This window comes from Microbacterium jejuense (genome assembly GCF_039544225.1).
Lineage (GTDB): Bacteria > Actinomycetota > Actinomycetes > Actinomycetales > Microbacteriaceae > Microbacterium > Microbacterium jejuense.
Map to the genome: position 1 here is coordinate 370,805 of NZ_BAABLG010000004.1, position 21,366 is coordinate 392,170.

At 71.4% G+C, this 21,366-nt stretch carries 21 protein-coding genes; 7 read left to right on the plus strand and 14 right to left on the minus strand.

Annotated features, from left to right (window positions below; translation table 11 throughout):
• The first annotated feature begins 198 nt into the window (after positions 1 to 198).
• The 3 genes from ABEA46_RS09235 to ABEA46_RS09245 are packed head-to-tail and all read left to right on the plus strand — an operon-like array spanning position 199 to position 3,142.
• Positions 199 to 423 carry a heavy-metal-associated domain-containing protein gene (locus tag ABEA46_RS09235; RefSeq protein ID WP_345544145.1) on the plus strand — a complete coding sequence of 75 codons (225 nt, stop codon included), beginning with the start codon at positions 199 to 201 and terminating at the stop codon, positions 421 to 423.
• Positions 423 to 2,804 carry a heavy metal translocating P-type ATPase gene (locus tag ABEA46_RS09240; protein WP_345544146.1) on the plus strand — a complete coding sequence of 794 codons (2,382 nt, stop codon included), beginning with the start codon at positions 423 to 425 and terminating at the stop codon, positions 2,802 to 2,804. Before ABEA46_RS09235 ends, ABEA46_RS09240 begins: the two co-directional genes overlap by 1 nt.
• A gap of 11 nt (positions 2,805 to 2,815) precedes the next feature.
• On the plus strand, positions 2,816 to 3,142 hold the full coding sequence (locus tag ABEA46_RS09245) for a metal-sensitive transcriptional regulator (protein WP_345544147.1): 327 nt from the start codon (positions 2,816 to 2,818) through the stop codon (positions 3,140 to 3,142).
• A gap of 18 nt (positions 3,143 to 3,160) precedes the next feature.
• Here the strand turns inward: ABEA46_RS09245 and rarD are convergent, their stop codons facing one another.
• Positions 3,161 to 4,168 carry an EamA family transporter RarD gene (rarD, locus tag ABEA46_RS09250; RefSeq protein ID WP_345544148.1) on the minus strand — a complete coding sequence of 336 codons (1,008 nt, stop codon included), beginning with the start codon at positions 4,166 to 4,168 and terminating at the stop codon, positions 3,161 to 3,163.
• 157 nt (positions 4,169 to 4,325) lie between these two features.
• Entirely contained in the window at positions 4,326 to 4,622 is a 297-nt protein-coding gene (gene groES, locus ABEA46_RS09255; RefSeq protein WP_308867967.1) for a co-chaperone GroES, read from the minus strand.
• Positions 4,623 to 4,787: 165 nt separating this feature from the next.
• Between groES and ABEA46_RS09260 the strand changes: the two genes are divergently transcribed.
• Positions 4,788 to 5,975, plus strand: a complete 1,188-nt coding sequence (locus ABEA46_RS09260) for a THUMP-like domain-containing protein (protein WP_345544149.1) — start codon at positions 4,788 to 4,790, stop codon at positions 5,973 to 5,975.
• A 10-nt stretch (positions 5,976 to 5,985) separates the two neighbouring features.
• Here ABEA46_RS09260 and ABEA46_RS09265 read toward each other — a convergent pair whose 3' ends face one another.
• The 9 genes from ABEA46_RS09265 to coaA all read right to left on the minus strand — a co-directional run bounded on the left by ABEA46_RS09265 (position 5,986) and on the right by coaA (position 13,942).
• On the minus strand, positions 5,986 to 6,609 hold the full coding sequence (locus ABEA46_RS09265; protein WP_345544150.1) for a hypothetical protein: 624 nt from the start codon (positions 6,607 to 6,609) through the stop codon (positions 5,986 to 5,988).
• Entirely contained in the window at positions 6,606 to 7,673 is a 1,068-nt protein-coding gene (gene tsaD / locus ABEA46_RS09270) for a tRNA (adenosine(37)-N6)-threonylcarbamoyltransferase complex transferase subunit TsaD (RefSeq protein ID WP_345544151.1), read from the minus strand. The genes ABEA46_RS09265 and tsaD overlap by 4 nt, the downstream gene beginning before the upstream one ends.
• A complete protein-coding gene (gene rimI, locus ABEA46_RS09275) occupies positions 7,670 to 8,155 on the minus strand; it encodes a ribosomal protein S18-alanine N-acetyltransferase (RefSeq protein ID WP_345544152.1) in 486 nt (161 codons plus the stop codon). Before rimI ends, tsaD begins: the two co-directional genes overlap by 4 nt.
• Positions 8,152 to 8,811 carry a tRNA (adenosine(37)-N6)-threonylcarbamoyltransferase complex dimerization subunit type 1 TsaB gene (gene tsaB, locus ABEA46_RS09280; RefSeq protein ID WP_345544153.1) on the minus strand — a complete coding sequence of 220 codons (660 nt, stop codon included), beginning with the start codon at positions 8,809 to 8,811 and terminating at the stop codon, positions 8,152 to 8,154. The genes rimI and tsaB overlap by 4 nt, the downstream gene beginning before the upstream one ends.
• Positions 8,808 to 9,329 carry a tRNA (adenosine(37)-N6)-threonylcarbamoyltransferase complex ATPase subunit type 1 TsaE gene (gene tsaE / locus ABEA46_RS09285; protein WP_345544154.1) on the minus strand — a complete coding sequence of 174 codons (522 nt, stop codon included), beginning with the start codon at positions 9,327 to 9,329 and terminating at the stop codon, positions 8,808 to 8,810. The genes tsaB and tsaE overlap by 4 nt, the downstream gene beginning before the upstream one ends.
• Entirely contained in the window at positions 9,326 to 10,450 is a 1,125-nt protein-coding gene (alr, locus tag ABEA46_RS09290; protein ID WP_345544155.1) for an alanine racemase, read from the minus strand. Before alr ends, tsaE begins: the two co-directional genes overlap by 4 nt.
• Positions 10,447 to 10,821 carry a holo-ACP synthase gene (locus ABEA46_RS09295; protein ID WP_345544156.1) on the minus strand — a complete coding sequence of 125 codons (375 nt, stop codon included), beginning with the start codon at positions 10,819 to 10,821 and terminating at the stop codon, positions 10,447 to 10,449. The genes alr and ABEA46_RS09295 overlap by 4 nt, the downstream gene beginning before the upstream one ends.
• 95 nt (positions 10,822 to 10,916) lie before the next feature.
• Complete coding sequence (gene glmS, locus ABEA46_RS09300; protein WP_345544157.1) at positions 10,917 to 12,767, minus strand: glutamine--fructose-6-phosphate transaminase (isomerizing); 1,851 nt, start codon at positions 12,765 to 12,767, stop codon at positions 10,917 to 10,919.
• Positions 12,768 to 12,976: 209 nt separating this feature from the next.
• Positions 12,977 to 13,942 carry a type I pantothenate kinase gene (coaA, locus tag ABEA46_RS09305; protein WP_345544158.1) on the minus strand — a complete coding sequence of 322 codons (966 nt, stop codon included), beginning with the start codon at positions 13,940 to 13,942 and terminating at the stop codon, positions 12,977 to 12,979.
• 161 nt (positions 13,943 to 14,103) lie between these two features.
• Between coaA and ABEA46_RS09310 the strand changes: the two genes are divergently transcribed.
• A complete protein-coding gene (locus ABEA46_RS09310) occupies positions 14,104 to 15,588 on the plus strand; it encodes a peroxidase family protein (protein WP_345544159.1) in 1,485 nt (494 codons plus the stop codon).
• A gap of 62 nt (positions 15,589 to 15,650) precedes the next feature.
• Here ABEA46_RS09310 and ABEA46_RS09315 read toward each other — a convergent pair whose 3' ends face one another.
• Genes ABEA46_RS09315 through ABEA46_RS09325 form a run of 3 tightly spaced genes read right to left on the minus strand, consistent with a single transcriptional unit; the run spans position 15,651 to position 18,870 of the window.
• On the minus strand, positions 15,651 to 17,261 hold the full coding sequence (locus ABEA46_RS09315; RefSeq protein ID WP_345544160.1) for a tripartite tricarboxylate transporter permease: 1,611 nt from the start codon (positions 17,259 to 17,261) through the stop codon (positions 15,651 to 15,653).
• An 11-nt stretch (positions 17,262 to 17,272) separates the two neighbouring features.
• On the minus strand, positions 17,273 to 17,857 hold the full coding sequence (locus ABEA46_RS09320) for a tripartite tricarboxylate transporter TctB family protein (protein WP_345544161.1): 585 nt from the start codon (positions 17,855 to 17,857) through the stop codon (positions 17,273 to 17,275).
• The gene (locus ABEA46_RS09325; RefSeq protein ID WP_345544162.1) at positions 17,854 to 18,870 is read right to left on the minus strand and encodes a Bug family tripartite tricarboxylate transporter substrate binding protein; all 1,017 of its coding nucleotides are present in this window, start codon (positions 18,868 to 18,870) and stop codon (positions 17,854 to 17,856) included. Before ABEA46_RS09325 ends, ABEA46_RS09320 begins: the two co-directional genes overlap by 4 nt.
• A gap of 192 nt (positions 18,871 to 19,062) precedes the next feature.
• Here ABEA46_RS09325 and ABEA46_RS09330 point away from each other — a divergent pair, with 192 nt between their 5' ends.
• Together ABEA46_RS09330 and ABEA46_RS09335 are read left to right on the plus strand one after the other, a co-directional pair.
• On the plus strand, positions 19,063 to 20,679 hold the full coding sequence (locus ABEA46_RS09330) for an ATP-binding protein (protein WP_345544248.1): 1,617 nt from the start codon (positions 19,063 to 19,065) through the stop codon (positions 20,677 to 20,679).
• Positions 20,676 to 21,350: a response regulator gene (locus ABEA46_RS09335; RefSeq protein WP_345544163.1), complete on the plus strand. Its 675-nt coding sequence runs from the start codon at positions 20,676 to 20,678 to the stop codon at positions 21,348 to 21,350. The genes ABEA46_RS09330 and ABEA46_RS09335 overlap by 4 nt, the downstream gene beginning before the upstream one ends.
• Positions 21,351 to 21,366: the final 16 nt, after the last annotated feature.

A 21,366-nucleotide genomic window follows, 5' to 3' on the forward strand; every position in this document is an offset into this window, starting at 1 on the left:
GGCGCCGCCCCAATGCGACAAACCTAATCGCGACAAGCGTTCGTGAATGTTGCCGTTCGTTAACGATGTGTAACGGGCGCGACCGGGGGATTTCGATCCGATATCGGCTTTTCTCGATCCCCATACCCCCTAAGGGTATAGGCTGATCCCGCGGTACCCCTCAGGGGTATCCTGGAACTCCACGAGAAAGGCGGCGACATGGCCGGGTCCGAGAAGAGCACTGTCGAGTACAACGTGACGGGAATGAGCTGCGGGCACTGCGAGGCGTCCGTACGCGGCGAGGTGTCGAAGCTCGCCGGCGTCGAGGACGTGCAGGTGAGCGCCGCCGCCGGCACGCTGCGCATCGTCTCTGCGACAGAGCTCGCCGACGACGCCGTCATCGCGGCCGTCGACGAGGCCGGCTACACCGCGGTCCGCGCCTGATGGACTCCTCGACCCCTGCCGCCAGGATCGAGCTCGAGATCGGCGGGATGACGTGCGCCTCGTGCGCCGCGCGGATCGAGAAGCGCCTGAACCGGATGGACGGGGTCGAGGCATCCGTCAACTACGCCACCGAGAAGGCCGTCGTGAGCGCCCCGGCGGGCATCGACCCGCAGGCGCTGATCGACGAGGTCGTCAAGACCGGGTACACCGCGGTGCTGCCCGCTCCCCCGGCCGCCACGGCCGAGGGCGACGACGCCGAGCCGGCCGATCCCGAGCTCACGAGCCTGCGCCAGCGGCTCATCGGCTCGATCGTGCTGTCGACGCCGGTGATCCTGCTCGCGATGATCCCGGCGCTGCAGTTCACCTACTGGCAGTGGGCGTCGCTCGCCCTCGCCGCGCCGGTCGTGGTGTGGGGCGCGTGGCCGTTCCACCGAGCCGCGTGGATCAATCTGCGCCACGGCGCCGCGACGATGGACACGCTCATCTCGCTCGGCGTCTCGGCGGCGTTCCTGTGGTCGCTGTACGCGCTGTTCTTCGGTCACGCCGGCATGCCGGGGATGACCCACACGTTCGAATGGTCGGTGACCCCGAGCGACGGCGCGGGCGACATCTACCTCGAGGTCGCGGCGGGCGTCACGACGTTCGTGCTCGCCGGCCGCTACTTCGAGCAGCGCTCCAAGCGTCGCGCGGGGGCGGCGCTGCGCGCGCTGCTCGAGATCGGCGCGAAGGACGTGGCGGTGCTGCGTCCGGCCGCCGACGGCACGACCGCCGAGGTGCGCGTCCCGATCGCCGAGCTGCGCGTCGGTGAGGAGTTCGTCGTGCGCCCCGGTGAGAAGATCGCCACCGACGGCGTCGTCGTGTCGGGAACGTCTGCCGTCGACGCCTCGATGGTCACGGGCGAGTCCGTCCCCGTCGAGGTCGCGCCGGGCGACCCCGTCGTCGGAGCGACGGTCAACGCCGGCGGGCGTCTCGTCGTGCGCGCCACCCGCGTCGGCGACGACACCCAGCTCGCGCAGATGGCGCGGCTCGTCGAGGACGCCCAGTCCGGCAAGGCCAAGGTCCAGAGGCTCGCCGACCGCATCTCGGGCGTCTTCGTCCCGATCGTGCTGCTGATCGCCCTGGGCACCCTCGTCGGCTGGCTGCTGACCGGCGCCTCGGCCTCCATGGCCTTCACCGCCGCCGTCGCGGTCCTCATCATCGCGTGCCCGTGCGCGCTCGGGCTCGCCACCCCGACCGCGCTGCTCGTCGGGACGGGGCGCGGCGCACAGCTCGGCATCCTCATCAAGGGTCCGGAGGTGCTGGAGTCCACCCGCACCGTCGACACCGTCGTGCTCGACAAGACCGGCACCGTCACGACCGGCCGCATGTCGCTCGTGGATGCGGTCGTCGCCGGGCGCGCCGAGGCATCCCTCGCCGATCCGAACGTCGGACAACTCGCCGCTTTCCGGACCGACGGCGGCGACGGCTCCGAGAAGCGCGCCGATGTCCGAATTCCGGATGCCGCATCTCACGCCCGCGCGGAGCTGCTGCGCCTCGCCGGGGCCCTGGAGCACGCCTCCGAGCACCCGATCGCCCAGGCGATCGCCCAGGCTGCGGCCGCCGAGGGGGCGCTCCCCGAGGTGGAGGCCTTCCAGAACATCCCCGGCACGGGCGTGTCGGGCGTGGTCGACGGTCACGCCGTGCTCGTCGGACGCGAGGCGCTGCTCGCCGACTGGGCCCTCACCCCGGGCGCCGGCATCCGCGCCGCCAAAGCCGAAGCCGAGGCACTCGGCCGCACCGCGGTGCTGGTCGCGTGGGACGGCGAGGTGCGCGGCCTGCTCGTGGTGGCCGACCAGGTCAAGCCCACCAGCGCCGAGGCGATCGCCCAGCTGCGATCGCTCGGGCTCACCCCCGTGCTGCTCACCGGCGACAACGCCGCCGCGGCCCGTGCGATCGCCGACGAGGTCGGGATCGAGCGCGTGATCGCGGAGGTGCTCCCCCACGACAAGGTCGCCGTCATCAAGGAGCTGCAGACCGAAGGCCGCGTCGTCGCGATGGTGGGCGACGGCGTGAACGACGCCGCAGCCCTCGCGCAGGCAGACCTCGGCCTCGCCATGGGGACGGGGACGGATGCCGCCATCGAGGCATCCGACATCACCCTGGTCCGCGGCGACCTGCGCAGCGCCGCCGATGCCATCCGGCTGTCGCGGGCGACGCTCGGCACGATCCGCGTCAACCTGTTCTGGGCGTTCGCCTACAACGTGGCCGCCCTGCCGCTGGCAGCCCTGGGCCTGTTGAACCCTATGATCGCGGGAGCGGCCATGGCGTTCTCGAGCGTCTTCGTGGTCGGCAACAGCCTTCGCCTGCGGCGGTTCCGCAGCCTCTCGAACTCACGTCGTTGAAGGAGTCAGACATGACCGACACCGCACTGGACCAGGCACCCCTGGACCACGAGCACGGACACCACGGGTACATCACCGACAAGGACAAGTACCTCAACCGCCTCAAGCGGATCGAGGGTCAGGCCCGCGGCATCCACAAGATGGTCGAGGACGAGAAGTACTGCATCGACATCCTCACCCAGATCAGCGCGCTGACCTCGGCCCTCGAGGCCGTCGCCGTGGGCCTGCTCGACGACCACCTGCGCCATTGCGTGGTGGATGCCGCGCGCCTGGGCGGCGAAGAGGCCGACGCCAAGATCACCGAGGCCACCCAGGCCATCGCACGCCTGGTGCGCTGAGCCGCCGCCTCCGGTGTGTCAGCGCGCAGCGCGCTCACGCCGGGCATGGACCACCGAGTCGACGGTCAGCACGATCAGCGCGATCCACACCAGCCCGAACCCGATCCAGCGGCCGGCCGGCATCGGCTCGCCGAGCACCAGCCACCCGACGAGGAACTGCAGGATCGGCGCAGCGAACTGGAGCAGGCCGATCGTGGTGAGCGACACACGCCGCGCCCCTGCGGCGAACAGCAGCAGCGGCACGGCCGTGATGACGCCGGTGAGACTCAGCAGCACCGTGTGCTCCCAGCCGTTGGCGCCCATCGTGAGGCCCTGCGTTGAGGCCACCACCACGAGCACGATCGCGGCGATCGGGGTCAGCCACAGGGTCTCCAGCGTGAGCCCGCTCACCGCGTCGACCGACGGCCCCACCTGCTTCTTCACGAGCCCGTAGACCCCGAAGGATGCCGCCAGCGTGAGCGCGATCCAGGGGAAGGCGCCGTAGCCGACGATGATGACGATCACGGCCGCCACCGCGATGCCGATCGCGACCCACTGCGTGACGCGCAGGCGCTCGTGGAGGACGAGCACGCCGAGCATCACGGTCACGATCGGGTTGATGAAGTAGCCCAGGCTCGTCTCGATCACATGGTCGCTGAGCGCCCCGATGATGAAGACCTGCCAGTTGATGTAGATGAGCACGCCGGCGAGCGCCGTCAGCCACAGCAGCCGTCGTTGGCGCATGACGGCGAACAGACGCCCCCACGTGCGGGTCACGGCGAGCAGCAGCGCGCAGAACACCAGCGACAGCACGATGCGCCAGGCCACCAGCTCGAAGGGCCCCGTCGGCGCCAGCAGCAGGAAGTACAGCGGCAGGAAGCCCCACAGCAGGTACGCGAGGAGCCCGTAGACCGTGCCGAGCGTGCGTTCGCGACCTGACTCGTCGGTCGTCGGCGTCGGCAGCGCGATCCCGGCCGTCGAGGCAGCGGCCTCGGCGAGATCCTCGACGCCGGCCTCGGCGGGGCGGGGCATCGGTTCGGGGCTCACCGTCCCAGCCTAGGACCGCCCGCGACCGGCCGGACGCGCGAGCAGGGGCGGCGGCATCCGCTCCTCTGCCGTTCCTCGCACGATCCCTGCCACAGGAACGACGAGAGGGCCGGATGCCGAAGCATCCGACCCTCTCGGCACGCGGTGTGCGCTGAACTCAGCGGACGACGACCGCGAGCACGTCGCGAGCCGACAGGACGAGCAACTCGTCGCCGCCGAACTTGACCTCGGTGCCGCCGTACTTGCTGTAGATCACGCGGTCGCCGACGGCGACGTCGAGCGGGATGCGGTTGCCGTTGTCGTCGATGCGGCCGGGGCCGACCGCCACGACCTCGCCCTCCTGGGGCTTCTCCTTGGCGGTGTCGGGGATGACCAGACCGCTGGACGTGGTCTGCTCGGCCTCGACCTGCTTGATGACGATGCGGTCCTCGAGCGGCTTGATGGAAACCGACACGGTCTACCTCTTCTTTCTTGAGACTGAAGACTCGTTAGCACTCTGACGTTGAGAGTGCTTACGTCAGTCTAGGCAACGCACTGGCACTCACGCAACGCGAGTGCCAATGCTGTGACCCAGTCCGACACACGCGGCACGCGCACGCCCGCGGCATAGGCTTGCCCGGTGGAGAAAGCCGAGCTGACCGCCCTCCTGACGCCCGAAGGACTGCGTCTGCTCGACGCCATGCCGGCGGTCGAGTCGTCCGACGACGTCGCCCGCGCGGTGACGCGGCTGCGGCGCGACGGACACTCTCCCGACCTCGTGTCGGCCGTCGTCGGCCAGGCCCGGCTGCGCACCCGCGCGCAGGCCAAGTTCGGCGACCTCGCCGAGCGCATGCTGTTCACCCGCGCGGGTCTGGAGCAGGCGACACGACTGCCCATCGCGGCACGGCACGCCGCGCGCTTCCGCGACGCCGGCCTCGGCCGCGTCGCCGACCTCGGCTGCGGCATCGGCGGCGACGCGCTGGGACTCGCCGCGCTCGGACTGCGCGTCACGGCCGTCGACGCCGACGAGGTGACGGCCGGCATCGCCGCGTACAACCTGGCGCCGTTCGGCGACGACGTCGACGTGCGCCACGGCACGGCCGAGACCGCCGACCTGTCCGAGGTCGACGCGGTGTGGCTCGACCCCGCGCGCCGCACCGCCGGGCACACCGAGACGAGCCGCACGCGCCCCGAGGACTGGTCGCCGTCGCTGGACTGGGTCTTCGGCCTCGCGCGACGGCTGCCTGCCGGGATCAAGCTCGGACCGGGCCTCGACCGCGACCTCATCCCCGACGACGTCGAGGCGCAGTGGGTGAGCGCCGACGGCTCGACCGTCGAGCTCGTACTGTGGTCGGGCGCGCTCGCCCGCGAGGGCGTGCGGCGTGCCGCCCTCGTCATCCGCGGGGGTGCGGCCCACGAGCTGACGGCGGAGAAGGATGCCGCAGACGCCCCCGTGCGGGAGCTCGGCGCATATCTGCACGAGCCCGACGGCGCCGTCATCCGCGCCCGCCTGATCGGCGAGGTCGCACGGTCGCTGGATTCCGGCATGCTCGACGAGCACATCGCCTATCTGACCTCGGATGCCGCGCTCACGTCGCCGTTCGTGTCGACCTTCCGCGTGCGCGAGGTGCTGCCCGCCGATCCGAAGGCGCTGTCGAAGGAGCTGCGCGAGCGCGGGATCGGGCGGCTGGAGATCAAGAAGCGCGGCGTCGACATCGACCCCGCGACGTTGCGCACCAGGCTGAAGCTGCGCGGCCCCGAGTCGGCGACGCTCTTCGTCACCCGCATCGGCACGCGCCGCACCGCGATCCTCGCCGACCGCGTGTGATCCGGTCGGCTCAGCCGAACAGGTTGGCGCGCAGCGCCGCGTACAGCAGCCAGCCCGCGCTGTAGAGGATCGACACCGAGCCGATCACGATCGCCCACACCGCGACCGCACGGCTCTCCAGCGGCCGCCGCAGCGCGAACACGGCCGACACCACGGCGACCAGCCCGATCGGGAACCCCCACCCGACGAACAGCGACACGATGAGCCCGATGATCGCGAACGCCAGCGCCCAGCCGGCGAGGCCGCGGTGGATGCCGGGCTCGTCCGAGGCGAGCCACTGCGCCGACGCCGCCGTGAGGTCGTTCGTCGGCTCGGCCGGCGCCGACTGGGTCGTCACCGCGACGGGCGCCGTCGGCAGCCGGAAGAACCCGCCGCGATGCTCCCCGGGGAGCATCGACGACGCGGGCACGATGTCGATGTCGGGCGAGGCCGGCTCGACCTGGGGGGCGCTGGGCCGGGGAGCCGGGGATGCCTCGGCCGCCGGCATCCCGTCCTCCTCCGATGCGGCGGCAGCGGGTGCGGGACCCGTATCGTCCGCGCTCGACGCCCAGGAGCCGGCGGCGGACACGGCCTCGGATGCCGCAGGCGCGGGCGCGTCGGCGTCTTCGGGAGGCGGCATCCGCGCGTCGGTCATGACGACTCCGCGACCTGGATCTCGGTGACCGGCAGCGTCGAGTCGGCGCCGAAGGCGAGGGTCGACGGCTCGCGCCCCGACATGATGAGCTCGGATGCCAGCGCGGCGATCATGGCGCCGTTGTCGGTGCACAGCGACAGCGGTGGGATCCGCACTGTCACGCCTGCGGCAGCGCCCCGCTCGAGGGCGGTGTCGCGCAGCCGGCGATTGGCGATCACGCCGCCGCCGAGAAGCAGGCGCGGAACGTCGTAGTCGCGGCACGCGGCGAGCGCCTTGGTCACCAGCACATCGACGACGGCTTCGCGGAAGCTCGCGGCGACGTCCGCGACCGGCACGGGCTCGCCCGCGGCCTGGCGCTGCTCGACCCAGCGGGCGACCGCGGTCTTCAGCCCCGAGAACGAGAAGTCGTAGCGGTGGTCGGCCATGTCGCTCGCGCGCGAGAGCCCGCGCGGGAACGCGATGGCCTTCGGATCGCCGGATGCCGCGGCCCGGTCGATCTGAGGCCCGCCGGGGTACGGCAGGCCGAGCAGGCGGGCGACCTTGTCGAAGGCCTCGCCGGCGGCATCGTCCATCGTCTCGCCGAGCAGCTCGACGTCGGTGGTGAGGTCGCGGACGAGGAGGAGCGACGTGTGCCCGCCGCTGACGAGCAGCGCCACCGTGGGGTACTCCAGCGGCTCGGCGTCGTCGTCGAGGATGTCGGCGGCGATGTGCCCGACGAGGTGGTTGACGGCGTAGAGCGGCTTCTCCAGCGACACCGCGAGCGCCTTGGCCGCGCCGACACCGACCATCAGCGCGCCCGCGAGCCCAGGCCCGGACGTCACGGCGACAGCATCGACCTCGTCCAGCGTCACGCCCGACTCGGCGAGCGCGGCCTCGATCGACGGCTGCAGCGCCTCCAGGTGCGCCCGCGCGGCCACCTCGGGGACGACGCCGCCGTAGCGGGCGTGCTCGTCCATCGAGCTCGCGATCGTGTTGGAGAGCAGCGTGCGGCCGCGCACGATCCCGATGCCGGTCTCGTCGCAGCTCGTCTCGATGCCCAGCACCAACGGCTCCGCACGGTTCACGAACACACCCCTCCATCCGCGTCGCGTGCGCCCCAGGCGCGCAGGTCGAGCTTCATCACCACGGCGTCCACGTCGTCGGGCTGGTAGTACCGCGGCTTGCGGCCGATCTCGTGGAAGCCCTCCGACACGTACAGGGCCTGTGCGACCGGGTTGTCGGCGCGCACTTCGAGGAACACGTCCGCGACATCGCGCCGCACGGCCTCCTCCAGCAGCGCCCGCAGCATCGCGCGCCCCCGGCCCCGGCCCCGCGCGACTTCGGCGATCGTGATGGTCTGGACGTCGGCATCCTTCGCGCTCTTCACCGCCCGCAGTCCGGCGTAGCCGACGAGGCGGCCGGCTTCGTCGTCGACGACGTACCAGCCGTGCGGGGACGCGAGCTCCTCGCGCATCATCGCCTCGGACCATGCGTCGGTCGGGAACGACGCCCGTTCGAGCCTCATGATCTCGGCGAGGTCGTCGCCGGTGGCCGGACGCAGCGTCACAGGCCCACCCGCTTCGGCGCGTGCGGCAGGGTCACGTCGGGCGAGCGCAGGTACAGCGCGTCGGCCGGTCCGATCGTCCGGCCCGCAACGAGCGCCCGGGACGCCGCGAGCGCGAGCATCGCGGCGGGAATGCGCTCGGCGTCCCGGCGCACCGCGCCGGCATGCGCGAGCACCGCGTCGATCTCGTCGCGGGGGGTCAGCGCGGGCTCGGCGAGCCGGATCGGCAGACCGTCGGCGTCCAGTCCGCGGTACAGCGTGTAGGCGAACTCACGGCGGCGGGCGTCGGTGACCACGGCGAAGGTCTCGTCGGCCGCATCCTCGTATCCGCCGGTGAGGGCGTCGTGGATCAGCAGCTCCAGGGCGACCGCGTCGTGGCTCGCGACGGGAACCACGGGGACACCCCGGCCCAGCGCGAACGCGCGCGCGGCGGCGATCCCGACCCGCAGCCCGGTGAAGGGTCCGGGTCCCATTCCCGCGGCGACATGCGTCACGTCGGAGGGACGGATGGATGCCTCGCCCAGCGCCCGTTCGATCAGTGTGCCGATCACCTCGGCGTGGCCGCGGGGGTCGGCGCTCACGGTCTGCGAGCGGATGACGCCGTCGGGCTCGACCACCGCCACCGCGGAGCCGAGCGACGTGTCGATGCCGAGGATCACCCTTCCAGGGTAGTCGGCGCTCCGTGCCGGGTGACCTTCACCCGTCTCGGGGCGTCCGCGTCGAGGTCAGCCTCGTGGGCGACGGTGCCGCACGCGTCGTCGACGCCGTGGCCGTGCCACTCACGTTCGATCTCGAGCTCCCACCACACGTCGCGGATGCCGTCGACCATGCCACGACCCCACTCGACCACGACCACCGAGCCGTCGAAGTCGATGTCGAGGTCATCGAGCTCGGCCGCCGAACCCAGGCGGTAGGCGTCCACGTGCACGAGCGGTGCACCGCCGTCGAGCGAGGGATGCGTGCGTGCGAGCACGAACGTCGGGCTCTGGATCGGACCGCGGACGTTGAGCCCTGCGCCGATGCCACGGGTGAGCGTCGTCTTGCCGGCGCCGAGCGGTCCGGTCAGCACGACGAGGTCGCCGGGTCGCAGCATCCCGCCGATCCGTCGACCGAGCGCCTCCATGTCGCCGGGCGACATGATCTCGTGGGTGCCGAGGATCGGATCCAGGCCGCTCATTCGGCCACCTGCCGGCGGGGCACGCGCGGGCCGATGCGCGTCACGATCTCGTAGTTGATGGTGCCGGCGGCATCCGCCCACTCCGTCGCCGACGGCGCCCCGAGCGTCGGGTCGCCGAACAGCACGGCCTCGTCGCCGACCGAGACCGGCGCGTCGCCGACGTCGACCACGAACTGGTCCATCGCGATGCGGCCGGCGACCGTGTAACGACGGCCGCCGATCACGACCGGCCCGACGCCGGACGCCTGCCGCGGCACGCCGTCCGCGTAGCCGAGCGGTACGAGCGCGAGCGTCGTGTCGCGGTCGGTGCGGTAGTCGTAGCCGTACGACACGCCCTTGCCGGCCGGCACGCGACGCACCGCGGCGACATTGCCGCGCAGGGTCATGACCGGCCGCAGCCCCAGATCGGCCGACGAGCGGTCGGCGAACGGCGACAGCCCGTACAGCCCGATCCCGATGCGCACGCACCCCAGCCGCGACTCCGGCAGATCGATCGCCGCGTGGGTGGCCGCGATGTGCCGCAGCGGCGGGGCGAGACCGAGCGAGGCGGCGACCGCGACGCCCTCCTCGAAGGCACGCAGTGCGGCGCGGTCGTCCTCGTCCGACGCATTGGAGAGATGGCTGAAGAGTGCGACGACCCGTACGCGGCCGATGCGCTCCAGGCGCGCGGCCTCGGCGAACACGACCCGGTAGTCCTGCGGTGCGATGCCGTTGCGCGAGAGTCCCGTCTCCAGCTTCAGGTGCAGCGCGACGGGACGGTCCGCGGATGCCGCGGCCGCCGCCTTCTGCAGCTGGTCGAGGTTCGAGATGCCGAGCTCGATGCCGTGTGCGGCCGCCTCGGAGAAGTCCGCGCCGGGGGCGTGGAGCCACGCCACGATCGGAGCGTCGATGCCGGCACGCCGCAGCGCGAGCGCCTCGGAGATGTCGGAGACGCCGATGCGGTTCGCGCCGCCGGCGAGGGCGGCCAGCGCCGAGCGGGCAGCTCCGTGCCCGTAGCCGTCGGCTTTGACGACAGCGATGATCTCGGAGCCGGTCAGCCGGCGCAGGTGCCGCACGTTGTCTTCGATGGCCCCGACGTCGACCGTCGCCTCACGCAGCGCTCCGGCGGGCAGACGGCTCATGCGGTTTCCTCCGGGGTCGGGACGGACTCGGCGACGACGTACGCGGTCGCAAGGCCCGCGTCGTGCGACATCGACAGATGCAACGCGGTGATGCCCCGCTCGGCGACGATGGCGGCGGTCGAGCCGGTGAGCGAGAACAGCGGGCGGCCCGAGGGCTCCGACGCGACCTCGATCTCGGTCCAGTGCACGCCGTCCGAGCCGCCGAGCGCCTTGATCAGCGCCTCTTTGGCGGCGTACCGCGCTGCGAGCGAGTGCGGCTTGAGCAGCCGCTCACGCTCCGAGAACAGTCGCGTCAGCAGTCGCGGTGTGCGCTGGATGGTGCGCTCGAACCGCGGGATGTCGACGAGGTCGACGCCGATTCCGACGATCACGTGCACCTCCTGCCGCGCCGGTGCGCGGCATCCGCCACCCTATCGCGGGGCGCGCCCGCCCCGGCCTACCGGCGGGCGCGGCCGCCGGCATCCCCTCACTCGACGGTGACGGACTTCGCGAGGTTGCGCGGCTGGTCGACGTCGAGGCCCTTGGCCGTGGCGAGGCCCATCGCGAAGATGTGCAGCGGCACGACGGCCAGGAGCGGCTCGAAGAACGGGCCCGCGAGCGGGATGCGCAGCACCTCGTCGGCTTTCGGCAGCACCGCGGCGTCGCCCTCTTCGGCGATCGCGATGACGCGGGCGCCGCGGGCGCGGATCTCTTCGATCGACGAGATGACCTTCTTGTGCATCTCGGCCGACTTGCGGGGCGACGGCACGACCACGAACACGGGCTGGCCGGGCTCGATGAGCGCGATCGGGCCGTGCTTGAGCTCGCCGGCGGCGAAGCCCTCGGCGTGGATGTAGGCGAGCTCCTTGAGCTTGAGCGCGCCCTCGAGGGCGATCGGGTAGCCGACGTGGCGGCCGAGGAACAGCACCGACCTGGTATCGGCCATCCAGCCTGCGAACTGCTCGATGCGCGGCTGCTCGTTGTCGAGGATGCGCTGGATCTTGGCGGGGACGGCCTCCAGCTCGCGCACGTGGGCGGCGGCCACGGCGGCCGAGACGGTGCCGCGCACGCGTCCGATGTGCAGACCCATCAGGTACAGCGCGGTGATCTGCGCGACGAACGCCTTGGTCGACGCGACCGCCACCTCCGGCCCGGCGTGCGTGTAGACGATCGCGTCGGACTCGCGCGGGATGGTCGCGCCCTGCGTGTTGCACACCGAGAGCGTCTTCGCGCCGTGCTCGCGGGCGTACTTGACGGCCATGAGCGTGTCCATGGTCTCCCCGGACTGGCTGATCGACACGACGAGCGTGTCGGGACCGATCACCGGTTCGCGGTAGCGGAACTCGTGTGCAAGCTCGACGTCCACGGGGATGCGCGTCCACTGCTCGATCGCGTACTTGCCGACCTGCCCGGCGTACGCCGCGGTGCCGCAGGCGATCACGATGATGCGCGAGATGCCGGTGAAGAGGTCGTCCAGGCCGTCGAGCTCGGGGATCGTGACCGCGCCGTCGTGGATGCGGCCGCGCAGCGTGTTGGCGACGGCCTCGGGCTCCTCCGACACCTCCTTGGCCATGAACGACGACCAGCCGCCCTTCTCGGCGGCGGCGGCGTCCCACGTGACTTCGAACGGCTCGACCTCGACCGCGCCGCCGGCGAAGTCGGTGACCTCGACGCCCTCGGGCGTGATCGCGACGATCTGGTCCTGGCCGATCGCCAGCGCGTGGCGGGTGTGCTCGACGAATGCCGCGACGTCCGACCCGAGGAAGTTCTCGCCCTCGCCCAGGCCGATCACCAGCGGCGAGTTGCGGCGGGCGCCGACGACGAGTCCCGGCTGCTCCTGGTGCAGCGCGAGGAGCGTGAAGGCGCCCTCCAGCCGCGGCGCGACGGCGCGGAACGCCGCGACCAGGTCGCCGGTGCGGCGGTACTCCCGGCCGAGCAGCACGGCGGCGACCTCGGTGTCGGTCTCGCTGCGGAACGTGAAGCCCTCCGACAGCAGCTCGGCCTTCAGCTCGGCGAAGTTCTCGATGATGCCGTTGTGGATGACCGCCAGACGGTCGTCATCGGCCAGGTGCGGGTGCGCGTTGCCGTCAGTGGGACCGCCGTGGGTGGCCCAGCGCGTGTGGCCGATGCCGGTGGTGCCGTCGGGCAGCGGACGCGCCGCGAGGTCGTCGCGCAGCACCTGAAGCTTGCCCGCGCGCTTGCGCATGTCGAGCGCGCCGTCGCCGGCGATGACGGCGATGCCGGCCGAGTCATAACCGCGGTACTCGAGGCGTCCGAGCCCCGAGATCAGCACGTCCTGGCTCTGACGAGAGCCCACATATCCGACGATTCCGCACATGCCGTCCATGGTAGGCGCGCGGTTTTGCGCGGCTCCCTTACGAAAAGTGGATGCCGGCAGTCAGGCTGTGTGTGCGACCGAGCCACCGGTCGTTGAGCGAAGCGACGAAGGAGCGAAGACGAAACGCCCGCGGGCTTCGACTCGCTTCGCTCGCTCAACCTTGACCCGCATCGCATCAACGCTCCTTCGTCGCATTGATCCGACGCGCGTCAAAGCTTGCGCAGCAGGACCGTCTCGACCTTGTGGTCGGCGGCCTTCTGCAGCACGAGGTTCGCGCGGTGGCGGGTGGGGAGCACGTTCTCTTCGAGGTTCGGGAGGTTGATGGAGTTCCAGAACCCGAGCGCGCGCTCCACGGCCTCGTCGTCCGACAGCTGAGCGAACACGTTGAAGAACGACTTCGGGTTGCTGAACGCCGCACGACGGAGGGCCAGGAATCGGTCGACGTACCACTGGGCGATGTGCGAGGCATCCGCGTCGACGTAGATCGAGAAGTCGAACAGGTCGCTCACCGCGACGTCGTTCGGTGACGGCGGCGGCTGCAGCACGTTGAGACCCTCGACGATGACGATGTCGGGGCGGCGCACCGTGACGACGGCATCGGGGACGATGTCGTACCGCATGTGCGAGTAGAAGGGCGCCTTGACCTCGGGCGCCCCGCTCTTGACCTCGGTCAGGAACGACACCAGCGCACGCCGGTCGTAGGACTCGGGGAAGCCCTTGCGGTCCATCAGCCCGCGGCGCTCGAGCTCGGCGTTCGGGTACAGGAACCCGTCGGTCGTGATGAGCTCGACGCGAGGCGTGCCGGGCCAGCGCGATGTGAGCTCGCGCAGCAGACGGGCGATCGTCGACTTGCCCACGGCCACCGATCCCGCGACGCCGACGATGAACGGCGTGGTCGAGTCGTTCTCGCCGAGGAACGCCGACTCGTCCGCGCCGAGCCGCTTCGTCGACTCGGCATACAGCGACAGCAGACGCGACAGCGGCACGTACACCTGCGCGACCTCGTCCATGTCGAGCCGGTCGCCGAGACCGCGGATCTGCACGATCTCGGTCTCGCTGAGCGGCTGCGCCATGCCCGACGCCAATCGCGCCCAGTCCGCGCGGTCGATCTCGCGGTACAGCGACAGGGCGGGGGCGGCGGTCGTCTCAGAGACAGCGGCTTCGTCGGCGGACATCGCGCCCCATCGTAGCCGCACCGGCCCGTTGCGCCGATCCGGCCCTCCCCACCACCGGAGGCCGAGTGGATGCCGGGCGCCCGGCATCCACTCCCCCCATGTATCTCGGCACGGAACGTGACGCTCTGCGGTCAGGGGGACTGGATCGAAGGAGAACTCTCATGACCCGTCACGGCTCGTACCCGGTGGACGTCGTCCCGCCGCGGTCGAAGTACTACGACTCGGGGCGCTTCGGCCGCATGTTCGGAAACCTGCCGCCGTTCGCGGCCGACACCCCGGAGGTGCGGGCGGCGCTGCTCGACATCGGCAAGCCCCAGGGGATCATGGATGCCGGCGACAAGCTGTCGGCCGGACCGGTCAAGCTCATCACCGACCCGGAGCTGTCGAAGAAGAACCGCAACAGCACGACGCACGTCGCGGGCGACACCTTCCTCGGGCAGTTCATCGATCACGACATCACGTTCGATCCGACCTCGAGCCTGGAGCGCCAGGTCGACCCGGAGCTGATCCAGAACTTCCGCACACCCGGTCTCGGGCTCGACAACGTGTACGGCTCGGGCCCGAACGTCTCGCCGTACCTCTACGACCAGACGACGGGCGGCATCTCGATGCTCATCGAGGAGTGCGGCACCGCCGGCAAGTCCGATGTGCCGCGCAACGCGCAGGGCGTCGCGCTCATCGGCGATCCGCGCAACGACGAGAACCTGATCGTGTCGCAGCTGCAGACGGCGATGCTGCGCTTCCACAACGCGGCCGTCGCACACGTGCGCGCCACGACGGGGCTGACGCATCCGGGCGAGGTGTTCGCCGAGGCGCAGCGGATCGTGCGGTGGCACTACCAGTGGATCGTGGTGCACCACTTCCTGCGCACCACGTGCACGCCGGCGGTCGTCGACGATGTGCTGCAGAGGGGGCGCGCCTTCTACAAGTGGAAGAACGAGCCGTTCATCCCCGTCGAGTTCTCGGTCGGCGCGTACCGCTTCGGCCACAGCCAGATCCGTCCGTCGTACCGGGCGAACTTCACCGGCAACCCGGGCGGCACGCCGTTCTTCGGCATGATCTTCACGAAGACGAGCACGCCGGCGGACGACCCCGACGACCTGTCGGGCGGCCGCCGGGCGCCGCGCCGGTTCGTGGACTGGCCGACCTTCTTCGACTTCGGCGACGGCAGCGTGCGCCCCAACAAGAAGATCGACACGACGCTGTCGTCGGCCCTGTTCGCGCTCCCGGGATCCGTGGTCGCGGGCGCGGACCCGACCCGCAACCCGGCCTCGCTCGCGCAGCGCAACCTGCTGCGCCACCTCACGTTCTCGCTGCCGTCGGGCCAGCGGGTCGCCAGCGCGATGAACCTGCCGGTGCTGGCGAAGCGCGATCTGGCCGACCTGCAGCAGTACGGCATGGACGACCGCACGCCGCTGTGGTTCTACGTGCTGCGCGAGGCCGACGTGGTCGCCGACGGCGACGCGCTCGGCCCGGTCGGAGCGCGGATCGTCGCGGAGGTCATCATCGGCCTGATGCAGGGCGACCGCGGGTCGTACCTCTCGCAGGACCCGGACTGGCAGCCGACGCTCCCGACAATCGACCCGGCGCGCCAGGGCGATGATTTCCTGATGATCGACCTGCTGCGCTTCGCGGGCGTCGCATAGACGAATGGATGCCGCCGCCCGGCCGGGGCGGCGGCATCCATTCTTCGTCGCCGGGGGGCGCGTCAGCGGCCGTCGCGCCGGCCGAGCTCGTGCTGGGCGTCGTGGCCCGGCAGGAGGTCGGCGGTCTCGGCCGCCGCGACGACAGCGATCTCGGAGGTGAGTGCCCGCTCCATGGCCGCCTCGTACCTGCTGCGACGGCGCTTGAGCCACAGCCCGCCGACGATGAGCACCGCCAGCACGCTGTAGGCGACCGCGGCGAACGGGTGCAGGAACAGCGATGCGACATCGCCCTGGCTCTGCTGCAGCGCCTTGCGCAGGTACTCCTCTCCCATCGGACCGAGGATCATTCCGACCACGAGCGGCGCGACGGGGTAGCCGTAGCGGCGCATGAAGAATCCGAGCACCCCGATCACGAGCAGGATGAACACGTCGACCGTCTGGAAGCTCACCGCATACGCGCCGAGCGCGGCGAAGGTCATGATGCCCGCATACAGGTACGGACGCGGGATGCGCAGCACCTTGGCCCACATGCCGACCAGCGGCAGGTTCAGCACGATCAGCATGACGTTGCCGATGTAGAGGCTCGCGATGAGCGCCCACACCAGCGCCGGCTGGCTCTCGAACAGGCGCGGCCCCGGCTGGATGCCGTACGACTGGAACGCCGTCAGGATGATCGCGGCCGTCGCCGTCGTCGGCAGGCCCAGCGTCAGCAGCGGCACGAGCACGCCCGCCGCGGCCGCGTTGTTGGCGGACTCGGGACCGGCGACTCCCTCGATGGCGCCGTGGCCGAACTCCTTCTTGTGCTTCGAGAGCTTCTTCTCGGCGGCGTACGACAGGAACGTCGCGACGTCGGCGCCGCCGGCGGGGATCGTGCCGATCGGAAAGCCGATCACGGTGCCGCGCAGCCACGGCGCCCATGAGCGCTTCCAGTCCTCGCGCTTCATCGAACGCCGCCACGACCCGCCGACCGGCGTGACCGGGATCGTGCCGTGGCGCAGGCGGGCCGCGACGTACAGCGTCTCACCGACGGCGAAGAGGCCGACCGCGACCAGGACCACGTCGATGCCGTCGGCCAGCGGCAGCAGGCCCATCGTGTAGCGCGCCTGACCCGACAGCAGGTCGGTGCCGATGAGCCCGATGAACAGGCCGACACCGAGCGACGCCATGCCGCGCGACACCGACGAGCCCAGCAGCGCGCCGACGGTGATGAACGCCACCACGATGAGCGCCACGTAGTCGGCGGGGCCGAGGCTGACCGCGAACTTCGCGAGCACCGGCGCCAGCAGCGTCAGGCCGATCGTGGCGATCGTGCCCGCGATGAACGAGCCGATCGCGGCGGTCGCCAGCGCCGTGGCGGCCCTGCCCATCCGCGCCATCTTGTTGCCTTCGATGGCGGTGATGATCGATGCCGACTCCCCCGGCGTGTTCAGCAGGATCGAGGTCGTCGAACCTCCGTACATGCCGCCGTAGTAGATGCCGGCGAACGTGATGAGGGCGGCCGTGGGGTCGAGCGTGTAGGTGAGCGGGAGCAGCAGCGCCACCGTCATGGCGGGGCCGATGCCGGGGAGCACGCCGACGGCGGTGCCGACGAGCACGCCGAGGAAGGCGAAGAGGAGGTACTGCGGCTGGAACGCCGTCGCGAACCCCTCGAGCAGGAGTGAGATGTTGTCCATGGGGTGGTCCGTCAGATGAGGGGGCCGAGCCAGCCGAGCAGGGGCCCGAGGGGCAGCGAGAGGCCGAGCAGCTCGCCGAAGAGGATCTGCACCAGCACGCCGATCACGAGGCCGACGACGAAGCCGAGCCACCAGCGCCGGTTGCCCAGTGCCCACGCGACGCCGCCGAACAGCAGGGTCGCGGCGAGCGCCCAGCCGATGTACTCAAGGAGCAGCAGATGCGCCATCAGCAGGGCGAGGATGATCGCGATCGTGCGCCAGTCCGTCTTGGCGTTCGGGTCGGTGTCCTCGGATTCCTCGGGGGTGCCGAGGTGTCCGCGCAGCACGCCGACCAGCACCGCGAAGCCGGCCGCGAGCAGGATCACCGAGACGAAGATCGGGAAGACCATCGGCCCCACGCGCGCCCCGGCAGGCTGACGGATCAGGAACGCGCCGACGAGCGCGAAGACGCCGAGGCCGATGACGAGCAGTGCGAAGACGAGCTCGCCGGTGCGGCGCGCCGCCCGCGGCGCAGGCACCGCGAGCGCGGGCTTGGTGATCGGGGGCGGGCTCCCTTCCGAACCGGAAGGGAGCCCGCCGGGGACCGGCGTCGTCATTCCACGAGGCCGATGCTCTGCAGCGTGTCACCGACCGCGGTCACGTTCTCGACGATGAACGCGTCGAAGTCGTCGCCGACGAGGAACGCGTCGGTCCAGCCGTTGTCTTCGAGGGTGCTCTGCCACTGCGCGCTGTCGTGCATGTCGGTCACGACGTCGGCGAGCGCCTGGGCCTCGGCATCCGAGATCCCGCCGGGGGCGAGCACGCCGCGCCAGTTGGTGAGCACGACGTCATAGCCCTCGTCGACGAGCGTGGGGGCGTCCGGCAGCAGCGCCGCCGGCTCGTCGGAGCTGACTCCGAGGGCGCGCATCGAGCCGTCCTCGATGAACTCGGCGAACTCGCCGACGCCCGAGATGCCCGCGTCGGCGTTGCCGCCGAGCAGCATCGTGACGGCCTCGCCGCCGCCGGCGTTGGGAACGTAGTTGAGCTTCTCGATGATCTCGCCGGAGTCGAGCCCGGCCTCGGTGAGCAGCAGGCCCGCCAGGATGTGGTCGGCGCCTCCCGCCGAGCCGCCGGTCACGACGACGGACTGCCCGTCCTCGGCGATCGCGTCGACGAGGTCTTCCAGCTTCTTGTACGGCGAGTCCGCGGGCACCACGACGACGAGCGGCTCCTCGGTGAGGCGCGCGATGGGCGTCGTGTCGTCGATGGTGGTGGCCGAGGCATTGGTCTCGATCGCGCCGACCATGACGAGGCCGGTGACGATGAGCGAGTACGGGTCCTTCTCGTTCGCGAACGACGCCAGCCCGACGGTGCCGCCCGCGCCGCCGACGTTGGTGACGGGCGCGGCCGAGACGAGGTCCTCGCCGGTGAGCACGGCGCTCATGGCGCGGCCGGTCTGGTCCCAGCCGCCGCCCGGATCGGCCGGGACCATGATCCCGACCTCGTCGACGGCGGCCGCCTTCTCGGCGTCGCTGCCGGTGCCAGCAGCGCCGCCGGCACCGGACGACGTGCAGCCGGCGAGCGCCAGGGCGCTCGCGGCGATGATCGCGGGGATCGCGAATCTGCGCATTCCACTCCTCCTCGAGTGCGTGCGGGGCGACGTCGCCCCGTGCTGTGTGCCTCCCGACGCTAGGCACCCGCCCGGTCGGGTCCGGGGTTGCGTAACTAATGCGCGGCTTCCGTAACTATTGGTCGCGGGCGAGGGATGCCGCAGCCCGCCGCCCGACCGGACAGCCGACTTACACTTGCCTGCGTGACGCCGATGTCGCTCAAGGTGCAGCTCCTGCTGCTGCAGGCCGTGATCGTGTGCCTGGCGACCCTCATCACCGGCGTGATCGCCGCGACGCTGCAGGAGCGGGCGATCCGCACCTCGTACCAGGACCGCATGGTCGCGGTGGCGCAATCGGTCGCCCGGCAGGAGGTCATCCTCGAAGCCTTCGACGACCCGGAGCCTTCGCGTGTGATCCAGCCGCTCGCCGAGCTCATCCGCCAGGCCTCGGACATCACCTACGTGGTCGTGACGGATGCTGACGGCATCCGCTTCTCGCATCCCGATCCGGGGCGCATCGGCGAACAGGTCTCGACGGATCCGTCGGTGCCGCTGTCCGGCGAGACGTTCATCGGCACGCAGGAGGGCACGCTCGGCGTCTCGTGGCGGGTCAAGGTGCCGATCTTCGACCCCGGCGACGGCGACGTCATGGGAACCGTGTCCGTCGGCATCCTCGAATCCGAGATCAGCGAGCAGTTCCTCTCGCAGGTGCCGTGGCTGCTCGTCGCGATGGGCGCCTCCGCCGTCATCGGCGTGTTCGGCGCGGCGTGGGTCACCTCGGTCATCCGCAAGCGGATCTTCCGACTCGAGCCCGGCGAGATCGCGTCGCTCGTCGAGCAGCGCGAGACCGTGCTGCACCGCATCGGCGAAGGCATCATCACCGTCGACGCGAGCGGCGTCATCACGGTGGCGAACGACGCCGCGGCACGTCTGCTCGGAGACGACGACCTGGTCGGACGCGCTGCGGTGGAGGCGCTGGAGCCGGCGGTCGCGGACGTGCTGCGGCGCGGCGAACCGGACGGCGCGCTCGTGCTCGTCGGTGAACGCGTGCTCATCGCGCGCAGCACCGGCGCCGTCGTCGACGGCGAGACGACCGCGGCGACGCTCCTGCTGCGCGACCACACCGAGCTGCACCAGGCGCTGCGCGAGATGGACGGCGCGCAGTCGCTCACCGACGGGCTGCGCGCGCAGGCGCACGAGTTCGCCAACACGATGCACGTGTTGTCGGGGCTGCTCGAGCTCGGCCTCGTCGACGACGCGCGCGAGTTCATCGCCGGCTCGACGCCGGGCGGCGCGATGGGCGGCGGCGAGACGCGTCCGATCCTCGGGCAGTTCGAGCTCTCCGCGCTGCTCGCGGTGAAGACCGCGCAGGCGCGCGAGCTCGGCATCGTGCTCGACGTGCGCCGGGACCGCGGCGACGCCGCCGCCGATGCCCCGCGCCTGGCCGACGACCTCGGCCACGACCTCGTCACGATCGTCGGCAACCTCGTCGACAACGCGGTCGAGGCGTGCGGGCTGGGCGACCGCATCGAGGTGTCGGCCCGCATCGACGGAGAGGCCGTCGTGGTGGCCGTCGACGACAGCGGACCCGGCGTGCCCGAGACCGAGCGCGCCGGGATCTTCGTCGAGGGCGTGAGCTCGAAGGCCCCCGCCGGCGCCCGCGGCCCGCACCGCCGCGGCATCGGGCTCGCCCTGGTGCGCCGCATCGTCCGGCGCCGACGCGGCGCGGTGGAGGTCGCGGACTCCCCGCTCGGCGGCGCGCTGTTCCTGGTCCGGCTGCCCGTCGAGGCGGCACCCGCCCCGGTCGCACCCGCGGCGGTGCCGGCGTGACCGCACCCCTGCGGGTGGTCGTCGTCGACGACGAGCCCGCCGTCGCTCGCCTGCACACGCGGTTCGTCGCCGCCTACGAGGGGTGCGAGGTCGTCGCGGTGGCGGGCACCGGCCCCGAGGCCATCGCCACCGTCCAAGAACTCGAGCCCGATCTCGTGCTGCTCGATCTGCACCTCCCGGGCTGCTCGGGGCTCGATGTGCTGCGCGCCGTGCGCGCGGGGCGCGGTCGGCAGCCGGAGTTCATCGCCGTGACGGCGGCCCGCGACTTCGACAGCGTGCGGGCCGCGCGACTGGCAGGCGTGCGCCACTATCTCGTGAAGCCGTTCTCTGCGGGCGACCTCTATGCCCGCGTCGACGATGTGGTGCGCGAGGTGACGGCCGCCCGGGCGGTCGACTCCGCCCTCGATCAGGACGACATCGACTCCCTCATCGGCGGTGCACCCGCCACCGCCGTGCTCCCGAAGGGCCTCAGCGTCGAGACGCTCGACGCCGTACGGGTCGCGCTGGCGGGAGCACCGTGGTCGTCGGCATCCGACATCGCCCTCACCGTCGGCATCTCGCGCGTGACGAGCCGCCGCTACCTCGAGCACCTCGCACATACCGGCGCCGCTGCGCGCCGGCTCGACTACGCCACCGCCGGTCGGCCGAGCACTCTCTACGCCGCGCGCTGACGCCCGCGCACGCAGC